The sequence below is a fragment of the Micromonospora sp. NPDC007208 genome (assembly GCF_042869175.1).
In the GTDB taxonomy this organism is placed as follows: Bacteria; Actinomycetota; Actinomycetes; order Mycobacteriales; family Micromonosporaceae; genus Micromonospora; species Micromonospora foliorum.
Genome location: NZ_JBIAFG010000001.1, coordinates 124,734 through 141,753, shown reverse-complemented (window position 1 = coordinate 141,753; position 17,020 = coordinate 124,734). Strand labels below are relative to the sequence as shown.

Annotated in this window: 12 protein-coding genes; 8 read left to right on the top strand and 4 right to left on the bottom strand. The window is 70.3% G+C overall.

Annotation, left to right across the window (positions count from 1 at the left end):
- The first annotated feature begins 480 nt into the window (after positions 1-480).
- The 3 genes from ACFYL6_RS00530 (at position 481) to ACFYL6_RS00520 (ending at position 6,056) form a co-directional block, all read left to right on the top strand.
- Entirely contained in the window at positions 481-2,097 is a 1,617-nt protein-coding gene (locus tag ACFYL6_RS00530; RefSeq protein ID WP_387165662.1) for a family 16 glycoside hydrolase, read from the top strand.
- Positions 2,098-2,221: 124 nt separating this feature from the next.
- Positions 2,222-4,735 (top strand): right-handed parallel beta-helix repeat-containing protein, encoded by a 2,514-nt coding sequence (locus tag ACFYL6_RS00525; protein WP_387165660.1) that lies wholly within the window; start codon positions 2,222-2,224, stop codon positions 4,733-4,735.
- A gap of 322 nt (positions 4,736-5,057) precedes the next feature.
- Complete coding sequence (locus tag ACFYL6_RS00520) at positions 5,058-6,056, top strand: glycoside hydrolase family protein (RefSeq protein ID WP_387165658.1); 999 nt, start codon at positions 5,058-5,060, stop codon at positions 6,054-6,056.
- 1 nt (position 6,057) lies between these two features.
- Here ACFYL6_RS00520 and ACFYL6_RS00515 read toward each other — a convergent pair whose 3' ends face one another.
- Positions 6,058-6,951, bottom strand: a complete 894-nt coding sequence (locus tag ACFYL6_RS00515) for an NAD-dependent epimerase/dehydratase family protein (RefSeq protein WP_387165656.1) — start codon at positions 6,949-6,951, stop codon at positions 6,058-6,060.
- A 140-nt stretch (positions 6,952-7,091) separates the two neighbouring features.
- Between ACFYL6_RS00515 and ACFYL6_RS00510 the strand changes: the two genes are divergently transcribed.
- Positions 7,092-7,511, top strand: coding sequence for a PPOX class F420-dependent oxidoreductase (locus tag ACFYL6_RS00510; protein ID WP_387165654.1), 420 nt, complete (start codon positions 7,092-7,094; stop codon positions 7,509-7,511).
- A 147-nt stretch (positions 7,512-7,658) separates the two neighbouring features.
- Entirely contained in the window at positions 7,659-9,002 is a 1,344-nt protein-coding gene (locus ACFYL6_RS00505; protein WP_387165652.1) for a glycoside hydrolase family 18 protein, read from the top strand.
- Positions 9,003-9,058: 56 nt separating this feature from the next.
- Here ACFYL6_RS00505 and ACFYL6_RS00500 read toward each other — a convergent pair whose 3' ends face one another.
- Entirely contained in the window at positions 9,059-9,415 is a 357-nt protein-coding gene (locus ACFYL6_RS00500; RefSeq protein WP_387166810.1) for a hypothetical protein, read from the bottom strand.
- Between the two features lie 187 nt (positions 9,416-9,602).
- On the opposite strand from ACFYL6_RS00500, the gene ACFYL6_RS00495 reads away from it, so the two are divergent.
- A complete protein-coding gene (locus tag ACFYL6_RS00495) occupies positions 9,603-12,395 on the top strand; it encodes a M14 family zinc carboxypeptidase (protein WP_387165650.1) in 2,793 nt (930 codons plus the stop codon).
- 70 nt (positions 12,396-12,465) lie between these two features.
- Here ACFYL6_RS00495 and ACFYL6_RS00490 read toward each other — a convergent pair whose 3' ends face one another.
- Positions 12,466-12,657 (bottom strand): DUF397 domain-containing protein, encoded by a 192-nt coding sequence (locus tag ACFYL6_RS00490; RefSeq protein ID WP_387165648.1) that lies wholly within the window; start codon positions 12,655-12,657, stop codon positions 12,466-12,468.
- Entirely contained in the window at positions 12,648-13,448 is an 801-nt protein-coding gene (locus ACFYL6_RS00485; protein ID WP_387165646.1) for a helix-turn-helix transcriptional regulator, read from the bottom strand. The genes ACFYL6_RS00490 and ACFYL6_RS00485 overlap by 10 nt, the downstream gene beginning before the upstream one ends.
- A gap of 496 nt (positions 13,449-13,944) precedes the next feature.
- On the opposite strand from ACFYL6_RS00485, the gene ACFYL6_RS00480 reads away from it, so the two are divergent.
- Together ACFYL6_RS00480 and ACFYL6_RS00475 are read left to right on the top strand one after the other, a co-directional pair.
- The gene (locus ACFYL6_RS00480; RefSeq protein ID WP_387165644.1) at positions 13,945-14,556 is read left to right on the top strand and encodes a hypothetical protein; all 612 of its coding nucleotides are present in this window, start codon (positions 13,945-13,947) and stop codon (positions 14,554-14,556) included.
- Positions 14,553-16,904 (top strand): VWD domain-containing protein, encoded by a 2,352-nt coding sequence (locus ACFYL6_RS00475; RefSeq protein WP_387165642.1) that lies wholly within the window; start codon positions 14,553-14,555, stop codon positions 16,902-16,904. Before ACFYL6_RS00480 ends, ACFYL6_RS00475 begins: the two co-directional genes overlap by 4 nt.
- The last annotated feature ends 116 nt before the right edge of the window (positions 16,905-17,020 follow it).

The window sequence follows — 17,020 nt, the reverse complement described above, 5'->3', positions numbered from 1 at the left end:
GTTGCTCTCGGTCTTGTGCTTACTTCGCTGCAAACCTTTGCAGGTCCGGGAGGTGGGTGCCGGTGTCAGTCAGGCCCGTTGGCCGAGACGTTCTCACCCCCCGCCGGCCATCCGCCCGCCGGATGGCCCCGCGCCGCGCCGCCACCCGCCCGGGTCCACTACTGAACCGCTCCACCCGACCACTCGACGGATTCTGAAAAGAGCGCTTCGGGCATCGACAACTGAACACCAGCAGCCCCGCAAACAGCACCTTACGGCTGCACAGAATGGGCACGGCCGTTCGGTGGAAATCGGGCTGAATGCCTGCTGACTCGACCGCCAGCGGCCGAGCAATAAGTGTTGCCCAAATAGCCTGCAACATACCTGCACATTCAATTCATTGACTCTCGCCAGTGCATCTCCCTACCGTTCGTGTATGGCTCATTTCGTTTCCGTTACGGCGACGAAAATCTGAGACCACCACCACCAGGGAGGCCCACGATGTCTTCAACGAAACCTCGCGGCCGGCCGACGCCCCGGCTGGTCGCGGCGGCGCTCGCCGCCGGAGCGCTCGCCGCCACAGCGGTGCTCATCGCCACCCCGCCCGCCTTCGCCGACACGCTGCTCAGCGACGACTTCTCCGACGGCAACTCGACCGGCTGGTCACGGTCGGGAGGCAGCTGGTCGGTGGTGACCGACGGTTCACTGGTCTTTCGGCAGTCCGGCACCAGCAGCGACGCACGGGCGTTGGCCTCCGCCCAGGGCTGGGCGGACTACGGCGTCCAGGCGCGGGTCAGACCCACCGGGTTCGGCGGCACGAACCGGCACGTCGGGGTCATCGCCCGGGCACAGAACAGCAGCAGCTACTACGCGCTGGCGGTCACCGCCAGCGGCGGCGTGCAACTGCTGCGGCGGGCCGGCGGAGACCCGGTGGCGCTCGACTCGGCCGCCGGTGGCGTGACCACCGGCAGTTGGGCCACGCTGCGTCTGGAGGCCGTGGGCACGACACTGCGGGGGTACGTCAACGGTGCGCTGGTGGTCGAGGCGACCGACAGCGCCTTCGCCGCCGGCCGCGCCGGGCTCGCCACGTCCTACGCCAGCGCCTCCTTCGACGACGTCCGGGTGGACACCGAGACCGGAGCGCCCGGGGAGCCGCCGGGTGAGCCGACACTGCCACCCACCGAGCCGCCTCTGGACCCGGGCGCACCGCCGATCGGCTTCGCGTCGGTGAACGCGCTCGGCCAGAACGGCACCACCGGCGGCGCCGGCGGTCCGACCGTCACCGTCGACACCGCCGCCGAGTTCCTCACCGCGATCGGCACCACCGGCGCGTTGAACATCCGGGTCAGCGGCGTGATCGCGCTACCCGGCCCGATGCACGACGTGACCTCGGACAAGACGATCGTCGGCGTGGGTGCCAGCTCGGGCATCACCGGCGGGGGCCTGAACATCGGCCTGCCGGTGAGCACCGCGACCAGCCCGCCCGCCAACGCGGTGCACAACGTCATCGTCCGCAACCTGAACTTCCGCAACACGGTGGACGACGCGATCAACGTGCAGATGTTCTCGCACCACATCTGGATCGACCACAACGACCTGGCGTACGGCTATGACGGGCTGATCGACATCAAGCGCGGCGCCAGCTACGTCACCGTCTCCTGGAACCACACCCACCACCACACGAAGAACATGCTGCTCGGACACGACGACAGCAACGCCGCCCAGGACACCAACTATCTGAAGGTGACCTACCACCACAACTGGTTCGACCGGACACCGCAGCGCAATCCACGGGTCCGTTTCGGCGATCCGGTGCACGTGTTCAACAACTACTTCGTCTACAACACCGACGTCGGGGTCGCCTGCCAGCTCAACTCCGGTTGCGTCGTCGAGGGCAACTACTTCGAGGACGTCGAGGTGCCGTGGTCGATCAGCTACGCCGGCTCCAAGGGTCGGCTGATCGCCCGGAACAACGTGCTCGCCGGCACCAGCGAGCCGGGTGACGCGGGTGGCTCGGTGCAGGAGCCCAGCACCTACTACCCGTACACGGTCACCGATCCGAACACGATCAAGTCGGTCGTCTCGGCCGGCTCCGGCACCGGAAAGCTCGGCTTCTAGCAGCGGCGGCGAGGCCAGTCGACCAGCACCGACCCGGTCACCAAGGGACGACGCCGCTCTCACGAATAGATGCACATCGATTTCACGCCCACGTTCCCGGGCAGACCACCACCAAGGAGGTTCCGTGCACACCACCGACACCTGGCGAAGGCATCGCCGAGGTCTCCTGCTCACGATCGGGGCCGCGCTCGCCGCGATCGCCCTCGCTCTCGGCATGGGCGCCACCGGTGCCTACGCCGACACCCTCTTCACCGACGACTTCGAAGACGGCAACGCCACCGGATGGACGGCGTCCGGGGGCAGCTGGACGGTTGCCACCGACGGCTCCCGGGTCTACCGGCAGTCCGGCACCAGCAGCGACGCCCGGTCGTTGGCCGGCACGGCGAGTTGGACCGACTACTCGGTCCAGGCCACCGTCAAGCCGACCGCGTTCAACGGCTCCAACCGCTTCGTCGCGCTGCTGGCCCGGGCGCAGAGCAGCACCAGCTACTACTACCTGGCGTTGCGCAGCAACAACACCGTCGAGCTCAAGCGGCTCAGCGGCGGTTCCAGCACCACGCTGGACAGCGCCGCGACCACGGTGACGGTCGGTACCGCGTACACGCTGCGGATCGACGTCGCCGGCAACTCGCTGAAGGGCTACGTCAACGGCACGCTGCTGACCGAGGCCACCGACAGCCAGTTCGCCAGCGGCCGGATCGGCGTCGCCACCTTCAACGCCAGCGCGAACTTCGACAACGTGCAGGTCACCAGCGCCACCCCCGGGCCGGACCCGACCGACCCGACGGACCCGCCCGGCAACCCGGGCCCGAACGTGGCCGACGGCTGGGCCTCGGTCGACGCCTGGGGTCAGAACGGCACCACCGGCGGGGCCGGCGGCCCGACCGTCACGGTGACCACCGCGGCGCAGTTCATCGCCGAGGCCGCCTCGGCCGGCCCGAAGATCATCCAGGTCAGCGGACTGATCGCCCTGCCCGGCCCGATGCACGAGGTCACCTCGGACAAGACGATCGTCGGGCTCGGCGCCAACTCGGGCTTCACCGGCGGCGGCCTCAACATCGGTCTGCCGATCGACAACGCGGTCACCAGCCCGCCCGCGAACGCCGTGCACAACGTCATCGTGCGGAATCTCAACTTCCGCAACTGGGCCGACGACGCGATGAACGTGCAGATGTTCTCCCACCACATCTGGATCGACCACAACACCTGGACCACCGGCTCGGACGGCGGCCTCGACATCAAGCGCGGCTCGTCGTACGTGACGGTGTCCTACAACCACGCCGACGGCACCAACAAGAACATGCTGCTCGGGCACGACGACGGCAACGCCGCGCAGGACACCGGGCGGCTGAAGGTCTCCTACCACCACAACTTCTTCGACGAGACCCGTCAGCGCAACCCCCGCGTCCGCTTCGGCGACCAGGTGCACGTCTACAGCAACTACTACCTCAACACCGGTGACTACGGGGTCGCCGCGACGGAGAACTCCGGCGTGATCGTGGAGGGCAACTACTTCGAGAACGTCGACGACCCGTACCACCTGGCCGAGGCCGACTCCGGCCCCGGTCGGCTCGTCGCCCGCAACAACTGCCTCATCAACTCGGGCACGGGTGAGACCGGCGGCAGCGTGACCAACCCGCCGTACGCGTACACCATCACCACCGCCTGCGACATCAAGGCCGTGGTGACCGCGCAGGCCGGGGTCGGCAAGGTCGGCCTGCCGGGCGGGCCGACCAGCCCGCCCCCGACGACCCCTCCCCCGACCACCCCGCCGCCGACCACCCCACCGCAGACCGGCCTGGTCGGCTGGGCCACCCAGAACGGTGGCACCACCGGCGGCGCGGGTGGCCAGACGGTCACCGTCTCCGACGGACCGGCCCTCGCCGACGCCCTGGAGTCGGCGGCACCGCTGATCATCCGGGTGCAGGGTTCGCTCACCATGCCGGACAAGATGAACGACGTCCGCTCCAACAAGACAGTGCTCGGCGTCGGCAACGCCACGCTGGACAACGGCCTGAACGTCAGCAGCGCAACCAACGTCATCATCCGCAACCTCACCTTCCGGGGCTGGGACGACGACGCGGTCAACGTGCAGAACTCGCGCAACGTGTGGATCGACCACAACACCTTCGACGGCGGCTACGACGGCGCGTTGGACATCAAGCGGGAGTCCGACTTCGTCACCGTCTCGTGGAACCGGGTCACCAACCACACCAAGAGCATGCTGCTCGGCCACGACGACGGCTTCACCGCCGACATCGGTCACCTGCGGGTGACCTACCACCACAACTGGTTCGACGGCAGCAAGGAGCGGCACCCCCGGGTCCGGTTCGGTGACCCGGTGCACGTGTTCAACAACTACTACTTCGGCGCGGACTACGGCGTGGCGTCCACGATGGGCGCGGGCGTGCTCGTCGAGGGCAACTACTTCGAGAACGTGACCCGACCGACCGCGGTCGGCTACGCCGAATCGGGCCCGGGCGACCTCGTCCAGCGCGACAACATCTTCGTCAACTCCGGGGCACCGGAGAGCGCCGGGGACGTCGCCACCATCCCCTATTCCTACCAACTCGACGCCGCCAGCGGTGTGAAGGCGACCGTCACCGCAGGTGCCGGCGCCGGACGCATCACGGTCTGACCGACCGGCGGGGCGGCGGTCATCGACCGCCGCCCCGCTCCTGCGTGTGCGGCCGGCCGGTCAGACCGCCTGGGCCACGCAGATTCGGCGCTGCCCGGCCGATGAAACTGTTATTCGGGTACGGCCGGCGAGTCTCCTGAGGGGAAGGTGGTGGCGGGGACTCCCGCCAGCACCGCATCGGGTAGCGATGCGACCACACGGAGGAGTCGAGACGATGCGCACAGCCGGTCAGGGTGGAACGGACGCCGCGAGGGGAAGTCGGGGCGTCCACGCCGAATCCCGACGTGGGTTGCTCGGCCGCCTCCCGGGCGGCGCGAGGCGCGTGCTGTGGCCGCTCGTCGTGGCCGCCGTGGTCGCCGTCCTGGTGACCGGTGTGGTCGTCGTGATGCAGCCCACCGGGCCGGCGCCCGCCCCCGCGGCGGCCCCGCAGGCGATCGACGAAGCGCTGGCCACCAGCCCCACGTCCGCCGCAGCCAGCACGGCCACCCCCGTCGCCACGACGAGCCCGGCGGGGGCGACCCCGACGCCGACGCCGACGGCGAAGCCGACAACCGGGCGGCCGGTCGCCCCGGCGGTCCCGGTAGCGACCTCGAAGCGCAAGGGCGTCGGGGTGTGGACCTTCGACGGCGTCAGCCAGGCGCTGGCCAACTCCGGGGCGAGTTGGTACTACACCTGGGACGTGGCCCACTCGGGCGTCACCAGCCCGACGGGCGCCGAGTTCGTCCCGATGATCTGGGGGGCGAAGAGCGTCACCGCCACCAACCTGCAACAGGCCAAGAAGAACGGCCGCTACCTGCTCGGGTTCAACGAGCCGGACCTGAAGGGTCAGGCGGAGATGACCGTCGAGCAGGCGTTGGAGCTGTGGCCGCAGTTGCAGGCCACCGGCCTTCCGCTGGGCAGCCCCGCAGTGGCCTGGGGCGGCGACCGGCCGGGCGAATGGCTCGACCGGTTCATGGCCGGGGCGAAGCAGCGCGGCTACCGCGTCGACTTCATCGCCCTGCACTGGTACGGCGGCGACTTCACCACCGCCAACGCGGTCAACCAGCTCAAGTCGTACCTGCAGGCCGTGCACGACCGGTACCAGCTGCCGATCTGGCTCACCGAGTTCGCCCTGATCGACTTCTCCAACGGTGTCCGCTTCCCCACCCAGGCGCAGCAGGCCGCGTTCCTCACCGCGGCGACCAGGATGCTGGGCGGGCTGTCCTGGCTACAGCGGTACGCGTGGTTCGGCCTGCCCGCCACGGACAAGGACCAGACCGGCCTGTTCCGTACCGGCAGCGCCGCCACCGCTGTCGGCCGCGCCTACCAGGCGGCGCGCTGACCTACAGCAGGTCGACGTGGTCCCGCCAGGAGTGCTGCGGCTCGTAGCCCAGCACCCGGCGGGCCTTGTCGATGCCGAGCAGCGTCTCGTGCTCACCCAGCTCCTTGCGGATCTCGACGTCCGGGTAGACCTCGGCCATCAGGCTGGCGCTGGACCGGGTCATGACGGTGTCGGCGTTGGCGATGATGAAGACGTCGGCACCGGGCTGGTCGTGCGCGAGCGCGCGCTCGACGGCCTGTGCCCCGTCGCGGGCGTCGATGTAGCCCCACAGGTTCCATCGGCGCAGCTGCGGGTCGGCGTCGAACGAGGGGAACGGCGCGTAGTCCTCGACGTCCATGACGTTGGAGAAGCGCAGGCCCACCATGACCAGCTCCGGGTCCCACCGGCAGAAGTGCCGGGCCATCTCCTCCTCCAGGGCCTTGTTCAACGAGTACGTCGACTCGGGCCGTGGCGCGTACTCCTCGTCGACCGGCGCGTACGGCGGCGGGGTGTCGAACGGCAGCCCGAGCACCGTCTCGCTCGACGCCCACACGACCCGCTTGATTCCGGCCGCCCGGGCCGCGGCGAACACGTTGTACGTCGCGGCGGAGTTGTTCGCGAAGGTGGTCGCGTTCGACATCAGCCCGGGGGCCGGGACCGCCGCCAGGTGCACGACCGCGTCGACACCGCCGGCGTGCTCGTCGGCGCCCCCGGTGAAGGCCTCCACCACCTGCCCGTAGTCGGTCAGGTCGGCCAGCAGGAACTCGCCGTTCACGTCGCGCGGGTCACGGCCGCCGGCGCGGTCCACCGCCAACACGTCGACGCCCACGGCGCGCAGGTGGGCGACCACGGCACGGCCGAGCTTGCCGGTGGCACCGGTGACGACGACCCGCCTGGGCAGTGCGGAATTGCTCATGACCACATCTTCGCCGCAGGCTGCGTCAGCCCGGCAGCCGGGTGGGCCCGGCCCGCCGCGCCGCGATCACGATCAGAGCGCGATCGGGCGGGTAGGTGCGTAACGTGCAGGGGTAAACGTTGTCGCGACGAGGAGACTTCATGTCCAAGCCACCGCTTCCCGAGGCCGCGGTCGCCATGCTCCAGAAGCCGAACCCCGCCGTCATGACCACCCTCCGCAACGGTGGCCAGCCGGTGTCCGCCGCCACCTGGTACCTGTGGGAGGACGGCCGGATCCTGGTGAACATGGACGAGAGCCGCCGCCGGCTGGAGCACGTCCGCAACGACCCCCGGGTGTCGCTCACCGTGCTCGACGAGGCCGGCTGGTACACCCACGTCAGCATCATCGGGCACGTCGCCGAGCTGCGCGCCGACGAGGGCCTCGCGGACATCGACCGGTTGTCGGAGCACTACACGGGCAACGCGTACCCGCGCCGGGACCGTGCCCGGGTCAGTGCCCTGATCGAGATCGACCGCTGGCACGGTTGGGGCGCGCAGAAGGACAACGCCCAGGTCGGCTGATCGCTGCCGCTCGCCCTGTCGCCGTGACCGCAGCACGTCAGGGCGGCAGGCCGGGTGGCCCTTGACCCCGGACGGTGATCGGCTTAACTTCATCAATCAGATAAGTCTCTTTACTAATTCTGCTTGATGTCTCGTGGGAGTGTGCCGATGCGACCATTCCGCCACCGCCGTCTCACCGCAGTCGTCGCCCTGGCGACCCTGCTGGTCACCGCCGCTCCACCCACCGCCGCCAGCGCCGGCGACAACCACCAGCGCAGCACCGGCTACCACCGGGTCGGCTACTTCACCCAGTGGGGCATCTACGGCCGGGCCTTCCCGGTCAAGAAGCTCGAAACCTCCGGGGCGGCGAGCCGCCTCACCCACCTCAACTACGCCTTCGGCAACGTGAGCGAGGACGGCCGCTGCTACCTGGAGGGCGGTCCGGGTGAGGGCGACGCCTGGGCCGACTACCAGCGACCCGTCCCGGCCGAGGAGAGCGTCGACGGTGTCGCGGACGCCCCGGGCCAGGCGCTCAACGGCAACTTCGGCCAGCTCGCCAAGCTCAAGGCCAAGCACCCCAAACTGAAGGTGCTGATCTCGCTGGGCGGCTGGAGCTGGTCGACGTACTTCTCGAACGCGGCCCGCACCGACGCCTCCCGCAGGGCGTTCGTCACGTCCTGCATCGACCTCTACCTCAAGGGCAACCTGCCCGGCGGGGACGGCGCCGCCGGCGGCCCGGGTGCCGCGGCCGGCGTCTTCGACGGCATCGACCTCGACTGGGAGTGGCCCAACTGGGAGGGTGAGCCCGGCAACGTCATTCGCCCGGAGGACCGCGAGAACTTCACCAAACTGCTCGCCGAGTTCCGCCGGCAGCTCGACGCGTACGGGCGCACCACCCGGGCGCACCACCCGCTTACCGCGTTCCTGCCGGCCAGCCCGGCCACCATGGACGCCGGCTACGAGGGTCGCAAGATCTTCAAGTACCTGGACTTCGCCACCGTGCAGGGGTACGACTTCCACGGCGGCTGGGACGCGCGGGCCAACCAGCAGTCGGCGCTTCGCGTCCCGGCGGGCGCCCCGGACAACCCGGACTTCTCCGTCGAGGTGGCCATCGACGGGTGGATCGCCCGTGGCGCGCCGCGGGACAAGCTCGTGCTCGGCATCCCCTACTACGGTCGCGGCTGGACCGGCATCACCGGCGGCGGCAACGGCCTGTTCCAGCCGGCCACCGGGCCCGCGCCGGCCACCTTCGAGGCCGGGTACGAGGACTACAAGAAGCTGAAGACCCTGGCCGGTAACGGCTACACCGTGCACCGCGACCTGCGCGCCGGGCACGCCTGGTTGTTCGACGGTACGACGCTCTGGACGTACGACGACCCGGCTGTCGTGTTGCAGAAGACGCTCTACATCCGACGGGCCGGCCTGGCCGGCGCCATGATCTGGTCGCTCGACGGCGACGACGACAACGCCACGCTGACCAAGACGATCGGCATCGGCCTGACCACCTGGTAGCCGTACGTGCGCATCCGGCCCGTCGCCGGCCGACCTCTCGGCCGGCGGCGGGCCGGTTACCGCTGCGCGGGTGTCACCGCGCGCACCGCGGCCTCGATGAGCGCGGTCACCTGGTCCATGTCCCGAGCCCGGTGTACGTCCACCTCGGCCGACCATCCGTCGGGCCGGGTGAGCTTCACCGTCACGTCGTCGCGGCGGTGGGTGAGCCAGTCGGCGATCGCCTGCACCAGCACCATGGCGGTGCCCGCGTCGCTGGCCGCCACCCGCAGGACGTCCGGGCGGTCGGCCGCCGGCCCGTCAGGGGACGTCGTGGTCACCCCCTCCCGCAGCCGATCCTCAGCGCGCAGCCAGGACGCCAGCGAACGCCGAGCATCGGCGGATGGAAGATCCGGATGGACCGAGAGCGTGATCATCTCCGGCACGTCTCCTCCTCCCAGACGACGACAGGCCCACGCCACCATCCTGCCAGTCCGCGTCGGGACCGGCACGCCGAGTAGTCGGCAATATCGATCAACCCTTGACCGCCGTATCGGCGGTTCATAGGCTCCGGCCACTGCGAGGTTGTTCCCCAGAAGGGAAACACGACTCATGGCCCCATCGATGCGTCCGTTCCGGATGGTCCCCGCCCGGCGGCTGGCACGTGCCGCCACGATCACGCTCCTGCTCGGCCTGGTTCCCCTGCTCGGCGGCACACCGGCCGCGAGCGCCGCCCAGCCCTCCCGGTGCAGCGACGACCCGACCGCCCGGTTGAGCACGGTACCGAGCCCGGAGAACGTGCTCGGCTTCCCGCTCGGCGCGGGGCAGGAACGGGTCGTCACCAACGACGAGGTCCGGACCTACCTCGGGGCCGTCGACCGCGCCTCCAACCGGGTCGTCACCGGCGTGATGACCACCAGTGTGCTCGGCCAACCGTTGCCGTACGCGGTGGTGTCCAACGAGCGCCACGTGCGGCCCGCCGCGCTACGCGAGATCGCCGACGACGTCCGGGACCTGCGCGACCCGCGCCGAACCAGCGCGCGAACGGCCGCCCGGACGGCGAAGGACAGCCCGGCCATCGTCTGGGTCACCGCGAACGTGCACGGCGGCGAGAAGAGCGGCGCCGACGCGGCGCTCAAGACGCTGTACGAGTTGGCGGCTGGCCTGTCCTGCGCGGTCGCCCAGCGCAACGACAACCTGGTCACCATCATCGTCCCCACCCAGAACCCGGACGGCCGCGACGCGACCCGCCGGCAGAACGAGTTCGGCTTCGACCTGAACCGGGACTGGTTCGCCCGCACCCAGCAGGAGACCGACGGCAAGCTCGAACTGCTGCGCCGCTACCCGCCGCAGGTCTTCATCGACGCGCACGAGATGGGTGGCCGGCAGTACTTCTTCCCGCCCAACGCCGACCCGATCCACCACGAGATCGCCGGTGAGGCGGTGGACTGGATCAACCGGATCGGCGAGGCCAACAAGGCCGGCTTCGGCTTCAACGGGGCCTGCGACGAGACCGTCACCACCGAGTGCTACTTCAACTACGACACGTACGACATGTTCTTCATGGGCTACGGCGACACGGTGCCGACCACCGGTTTCGGCGCGGCCGGCATGACGTACGAGAAGGGCAGCGCGTCGGCCGTGGCCGACCGGGTCCAGCAGCAGTTCCACACCCAGTGGTCGACGCTCGGCTGGGCCGCAGCCAACAAGCGCGAGGTGCTCGACGGCTACTTCGACATCTGGACCGACGCGCTCGCCCAGGGCAGGGCGGGCACCCTGGAGCCGAACGAGGTGGTGCAACCCACCAACGAGGTCCAGTTCCCGGTGCCGGACCTGACCATCCGCTCGTACTTCCTGCTGCCCGACCGGCAGCTCGCCGACGTCCGCCAGCTCGTCGAGCGGCTGCGCCGGATGGACGTCGAGGTGTACGAGGTGCAGAAGGCCACCCGGGTGCCCACCGCCCGGGTCTTCGGCGGGCGCAGCGCCACCAACGTGACAGTGCCCAAGGGCGCGTACTGGATCCCGATGGACCAGCCGCAGAAGCACTGGATCCAGGCCATCATGGGCGAGGACCCGTACGTCCCCTTCCCGTACTTCTACGACGTATCGTCCTGGAGCAACCCGCTGCTGATGGGCATCAACACCATCTACACCGGAGACACCGTCCGGCCGAGGGCCGAACTGGTCCGCAAGGTCTCCGGCGGACGCACCGGTACGGCGTGGCCCTGGGGCTCGTACACGTACCCGCTCGACTCGGCCGCCGCCGCGGAGTTCACCTTCAGCCTGCTCGGCCGTGGCGTCCCCCTGGTCCGCGACCTCACGACCAGCAGGGTCGCCATCGCGTCGACGAAGGTGAGCCGGACCGTGGACGAGCTGGCCGAATCCCTCGGGGTCACCCTCACCCCGGGTGGCCGGCCCACCGGCACCCGCCTCGACCTGCCCGACGTGGGGCTGTTCCAGGGCACCGGCATCTCCACCACCTCCGGCTCGCACGGTGAGGCCCGCTACGTGCTCGGCAAGCGGTGGGGTCTCGACCTGAAACCGGTCACCACCGCTGACATCAACGACAACACCGAGGCGTTCACCGGGCGGACCGTGCTGCTCGTACCGGACGGCAGCAGCGCCACCGGCGGTCTGACCGCCACCGGGCAGGCCAACCTGCGCGCCTGGATCGGTCAGGGCCACACCTACCTCGGGCTGCGCAACGAGGGAACCCGGGTGGCCCGCGCCGCCGGGCTCACCTCGACCACGGAGAAGACCAAGCCGGCGGACTACCTGGTGATCGGCTCGCACCTGCGGGTCGACGTCGACCAGGACAGCCCGGTGGCGCTGGGTCGCCCGGCGGAGGACTTCGAGTTCAACAACAGCGACCCGATCCTCACCCCGAGCACCACCGGGACGAACGTGCTCACCTACCCGACCGGTGACACGTTCTGGGCCAACGGTTACACCGTCGGGGCGGAGACACTGAAGGGCACGGCCGCCGTCGTCGACGAGCCGACCGGCGCCGGTCGGGCGGTGCTGTTCGCGTTCAATCCGCTCTTCCGCGCGTACAACGAAAATGGTCTGCACCTGGTCGCCAACGCGCTGCTCTACCCGACGACCGCCGCGCCCGACGCCCGGCGTTCCGCCGGGGTCGACGCGGCGCGCGCCAGCGCCGCCGCCGCGCCGGTCACGCCGGACCTGGGCGGCGGGTGGCGGCCGATCACCATCCAGGTGGCGGCCGGCGACCTGGCCCGCACCCGGGCGATCGTCGAACGCTTCACCACCGGCGCCCAGGCGTCCACGAAGAACGGCTCGGCGTACGTCGTGATCCCGAACCCGCAGGGACTCCAGGCGGACGAACACCCGTTCGCCAGGGATCTGGTACGCGCGCTGCGCGACGCGAAGGTGCCCCTGCGGTCGGTGGTCGGCTGACGCAGCCCGCACAGCGAAGCGCCCGTCCCCTCGGCTGGGGGGCGGGCGCTTCGGCGCGCTCGGGGATCGGCTACGACCGCCGGGCGACCTCGGTGACGAACGCCCGCCAGGCCACCGGCCCGAAGACCAGCGCCGGCCCCTCGGGGTCCTTCGAGTCCCGTACGCCCACGATGCCGGGCAGGTTGTCCGCGACCTCGACGCAGTCGCCACCGCTGGAGCCGCTGCGAGTGGACTTGCGCCACGTAGCGCCGATCAGGTCCATGACGTCACCACTTCCTTCATCAGGTCAGTTGACTGCCGCCGAGGTAGGGCCTCGTTCCGTACGGTCTCCCACTTCGACAGAAGCGTAGCCACGTCATCGTCATTGTCGATGACCGCCCCGCCAAGCTGGTTCTCCAGCTGGCCGACCCAATTGCCATCGGCAGCCCGGGCCAGGATGAACGGGCCGGTCAGCCCGGCGTGCATGCTCACGTCGCACGGCACGATGTGGACACTGATGTTCGGGCGCTCGGCCATAGTCAATAAGTGCGTGATCTGTCCGACCATGACCGCCCGAAAATCCTCGCCCGCTCGCCGCAGCACCTCCTCCCCGATGACCGCAACGAATTGCGGTGCCTTCGGCTGAGTGAGGATCGACTGCCGGTCGAGCCGAGCCGCAAGCCGCTTGTCGACTTCCTCATCGCTGAGGGTGTCGTCGCAGCGGATGACCGCTCGGGCGTAGTACTCGGTCTGGAGCAGGCCGGGAATCAGGGACGGTTGCCAGGACCGGAGCTGAGTCGCGACACGTTCGGCGTCCAGCCACGGCAGGAACCAAGATGGTGCCCCCAGCTTCGCGACCATGCGCTCGAACAGGCCGCCGTTCTTGAACGCCCGGTCGGCGCCCTTGATGAAGTCCATCGTCAGCGCACGGGTCTCGCTCTCCACGGCGCTGACATGGGAGGCGCTGAAGCCGGCTCCCCGGCCGAAGGCATCCTGGGTCATCCCGGCGGCCCCTCGGGCGCGGCGAATCTCGGCCACGATGAACGCGGCGAGCGGGTGCGGCAAGTCGGCCATTCGGTACTCCCCACAACTACCCGCTACCCAGCGGAATGCTTCGCCAGCTCGGACCGAACCGGCGAGCCACTGCCTGAGCGTAGCGGCCTCACCAGCGGAGTGTCACCGTCGGCGCGCGGCGCGCCAACTGACCGCGCTAGCTGACCGCGCTTCCCTTCGAACCCGCGCAGATCTTGGACACTTTCCGTTACGACGTAACGGAAAGTGTCCAAGATCTGGTGGTGCGGCGGCGGCTCGACGGCGAAAGGTGGCGGGTGCAGGTCGACGGCGCGCACCACGTGGAGGCCACCGGTCCCTTGGCTCAGGTTCGGGCAACGCCGCTCTTGCCGGTGCGGGCGACCTTCGGGACCTCGGTGGCCGGCGGCGCGGTGTGCGGCGTCCGGGTCGGGTAGCGGACATTCCATCGGCCGGATCACGACAGCGGTCACCCCACTCGCGGCGCAGGCTGGCCGGGGTCTGACGACGGTCGTCGGCACCCGGAGGAGGCACCCGGCCCATGGGCGTACCCCGAGCAGGGACGGCGGGCCGGGCGGCTCTCGCCGGCTGCCTCGCCCTGCTGCTGATGGCCACGTCGGTCGGGTGCCGGCGGTCCCGACCGGCGGCCTCCCCCACCGGCCCGGCGGCATCGGTCGGTCTCTCCGTCCGCGCCGCGCAACCGACGTACCGGGTGGGTGAGCAGATCAGCCTGCGGCTGAAGCTGGTCAACAACCGCGACGCCGAGTGTCAACTGAGCCGGGTGCCGGACGGGGCGGTGACGGTCATGTCGTTGACCCGCGATGGCACGGCGGTGGCACCCGCGGTCGGCGGCGCCGCCTACTACCGGGACTTCACCGCGTACCTGGTCGAGAACCTGGTGCGGGTGCCGTCGCGCGGGTCGGTGGAGCTGACGCTGGGCAGCGACCCGCAGAGCCCGGTCGGCGCGGCGTTGACCACCTCCGCGCCGGACGGGCGGGGTGGCGCCACCGTCACCTGGTGGCCGGTCGACCAGCCCGGGGCGTACCGGCTGGTGCTGGGCTACCTGCGGGCGCCGTTGCGGGGTGTGCCGGCGGATGCCTGTACCGCGACGGCCGAGCAGGGCGCGGTCGCGTTCGAGGTGAGGGGCGGATGACCGGGATGCGCGTGATCCGGACGGGTCTGGTTCTGGCAGGCGTGCTGGTGCTCGTGGCCTCCCAGGCGGCGTCCGCCGTGGTCAGCGTCAATTCTGACCTGCAGACGGAATACGCGGGCTGCGTCGGGCAGATCCGCAGCTCGGGCAACGGCAAAGTGCTCGAAGAACTCGAACGCTCGGGAAAGAAGATCCAGGTCCGAAGGCCCATCTTCGGCTCGGAGAGCAGCACCACGACGTACGTCCCGGGTAGCGACGTGCAGATCAACTGGGTGCCGGAGAACGACGGGCGGAAGCTGAACGACGAGGGTTCCGGCTTCACCGAGGACCAGTGCGCCACCCTGATCCACGAGATGAACCACGCCCTCGACGAGGTGAACGACACCGACCGGGGCCAGTTCTGCACCCAGGGCGGCCAGTTGGCCAGCAAGGTGGATCCCAGCGAGGTGCACGCGGTGTTGGCGGAGAACGCGTACCGCAAGGCCGTGGGGGTGCCGCTGCGCACGACGTACAGCGGGCTGCCGCTGCCGTCGAACGGCAAGGACTGCGACCAGCCCAGGCCCCGACCGCCCGGCGGTGGTGGTTGTTCGATCTCGGTGATCGGCAAGGGTTACCGGTGCGCGAACAGCAACGGCGACCCGCACCTGCTCACCTACGACGGTCTGCGCTACGACTTCCAGGCCGCCGGGGAGTTCGTGCTGACCCGCTCGACGAGCGACGACTTCGAGGTCCAGGTACGACAGACGATGTTTCCGGCCAGCTCGGTGGTGGCGGTCAACTCGGCCGTCGCGGTTCGGGTGGCCGGCGACCGGGTCGGCGTGTACGTCACACCCGACGGCCCGGCGGTCCGGGTGAACGGCGCCGCGCCGGTGTCCGCGCCCGACGGGGTGAAGCTGCCGCGCGGCGGCACCGTCACCACCTGGGGAGACGGCACGGTGACCGTGCAGTGGCCGGACGGCGCCCGGCTGACCGCGCAGCCGATCGGGGTGTGGGGGTTGAGCGTGAGCGTCAGCGCGCCCACCGCACGGGCCGGGACGCTGGAGGGTCTGCTCGGCGACCACGACGGTGACCGTGGCGACGACCTGACCGTGCGCGGCGGAAAGCGGTTGGCGCAGCCACCCACGTTCGAGGCGCTGTACCCCGGCTTCTCCGACAGTTGGCGCGTCGAGGCGCAACGGTCGCTGTTCGACTACGAGCCGGGGCAGAACACCGGCACGTTCACCGACAGGCGTTTCCCGGACCGGCTGCTCACCGTCGGGGACCTGCCCAACCGGGCCACCGCCGAACTCGTCTGCCGACGGGCCGGCGTCACCGATCCGCAGATCCTCGCCGACTGCGTGCTCGACGTCGGCCTCACCGGGCAGGTCGCGTTCGCCGAGGACGCCGCCCGCGCGCAGCGCGACGTGCCCGCTGCCGGTGACGTCGACCTGGAGGTGAGCCGGGCCGGCACCACGGCCGCGATGAAGGTGCCGGGCCGGGCCGGCCAGAAGATCTTCGTGGAGGTGCGCGCCGCCACCGTGCCGGATCGCTGTGGCGTGTTGCTGCTGCTCGACCCGCAGGGCCGTGAGCTGGCCACCGGGTGCGTCATCTCCGGTGTCGGCTTCATCGACACGACCACGTTGACCGCCACCGGCGACCACCAGGTGGTGCTCGACCCGTGGGATGGCGACCTCGGCCGGGCGACGGTACGGGTCGTTCCGGTGACCGACGAGGAGAAGACGCTCACGCTGGACGGGCTCCCGGTCCGGGCGACCCTCGCCCAACCGGGTGCGGTCAGCCGCCTGGCCTTCGACGGGCGCGCGGGCCAGAAGGTCTTCCTCCAGGTCACCGACGCCACCCTGCCGGACCGGTGCAACCTGCTGCGTCTGCGCGACCCGGCCGGCGAACAGGTGACCAGCGGCTGCGTGATCGGCGGCCAGGGGCACGTTGACGGGTTCGTCCTGCCGGCCACCGGCCGGTACGTGCTGGAGGTCGACGGGACCTCCACCGACACCGGCTCGGCGGACGTTCGGCTACGCGACGCCACCGACGAGCAGGCCGTCACCGTCACCGACGGTCGGTCCGCCACCGTGACCGTCAGCCGGCCCGGCGCGGTGAGTCGGCTGCGGTTCCCCGCCGACGCCGGTCGTCGCATCGTCGTCGAGGTGACCGCCGCCAGCCTGCCCGACCGGTGCGGGATTCTGCTCCTGAACAGCCCGGCCGGCGACGCGGTGGGAAGCGGCTGCGTCATCGGCGGGACGGGGCGGTTCGAGACGGGTCCGCTGCCGAAGGGCGGCACGTACACCCTCGTGCTCGACCCGTGGGCGGACGACACCGGCTCGGCCACGGTCATCATGCGTCAGGGGCTCTGACTGCGGCGGCTGTTGTGGGCGCCGGCCCTTCCCGGACGAGCGTGATGCCTGTGAGTCATCCTGATGACCCACAGGCATCACACACTTCGGGGACCGCGTCAGGGGCAACCCGAGCG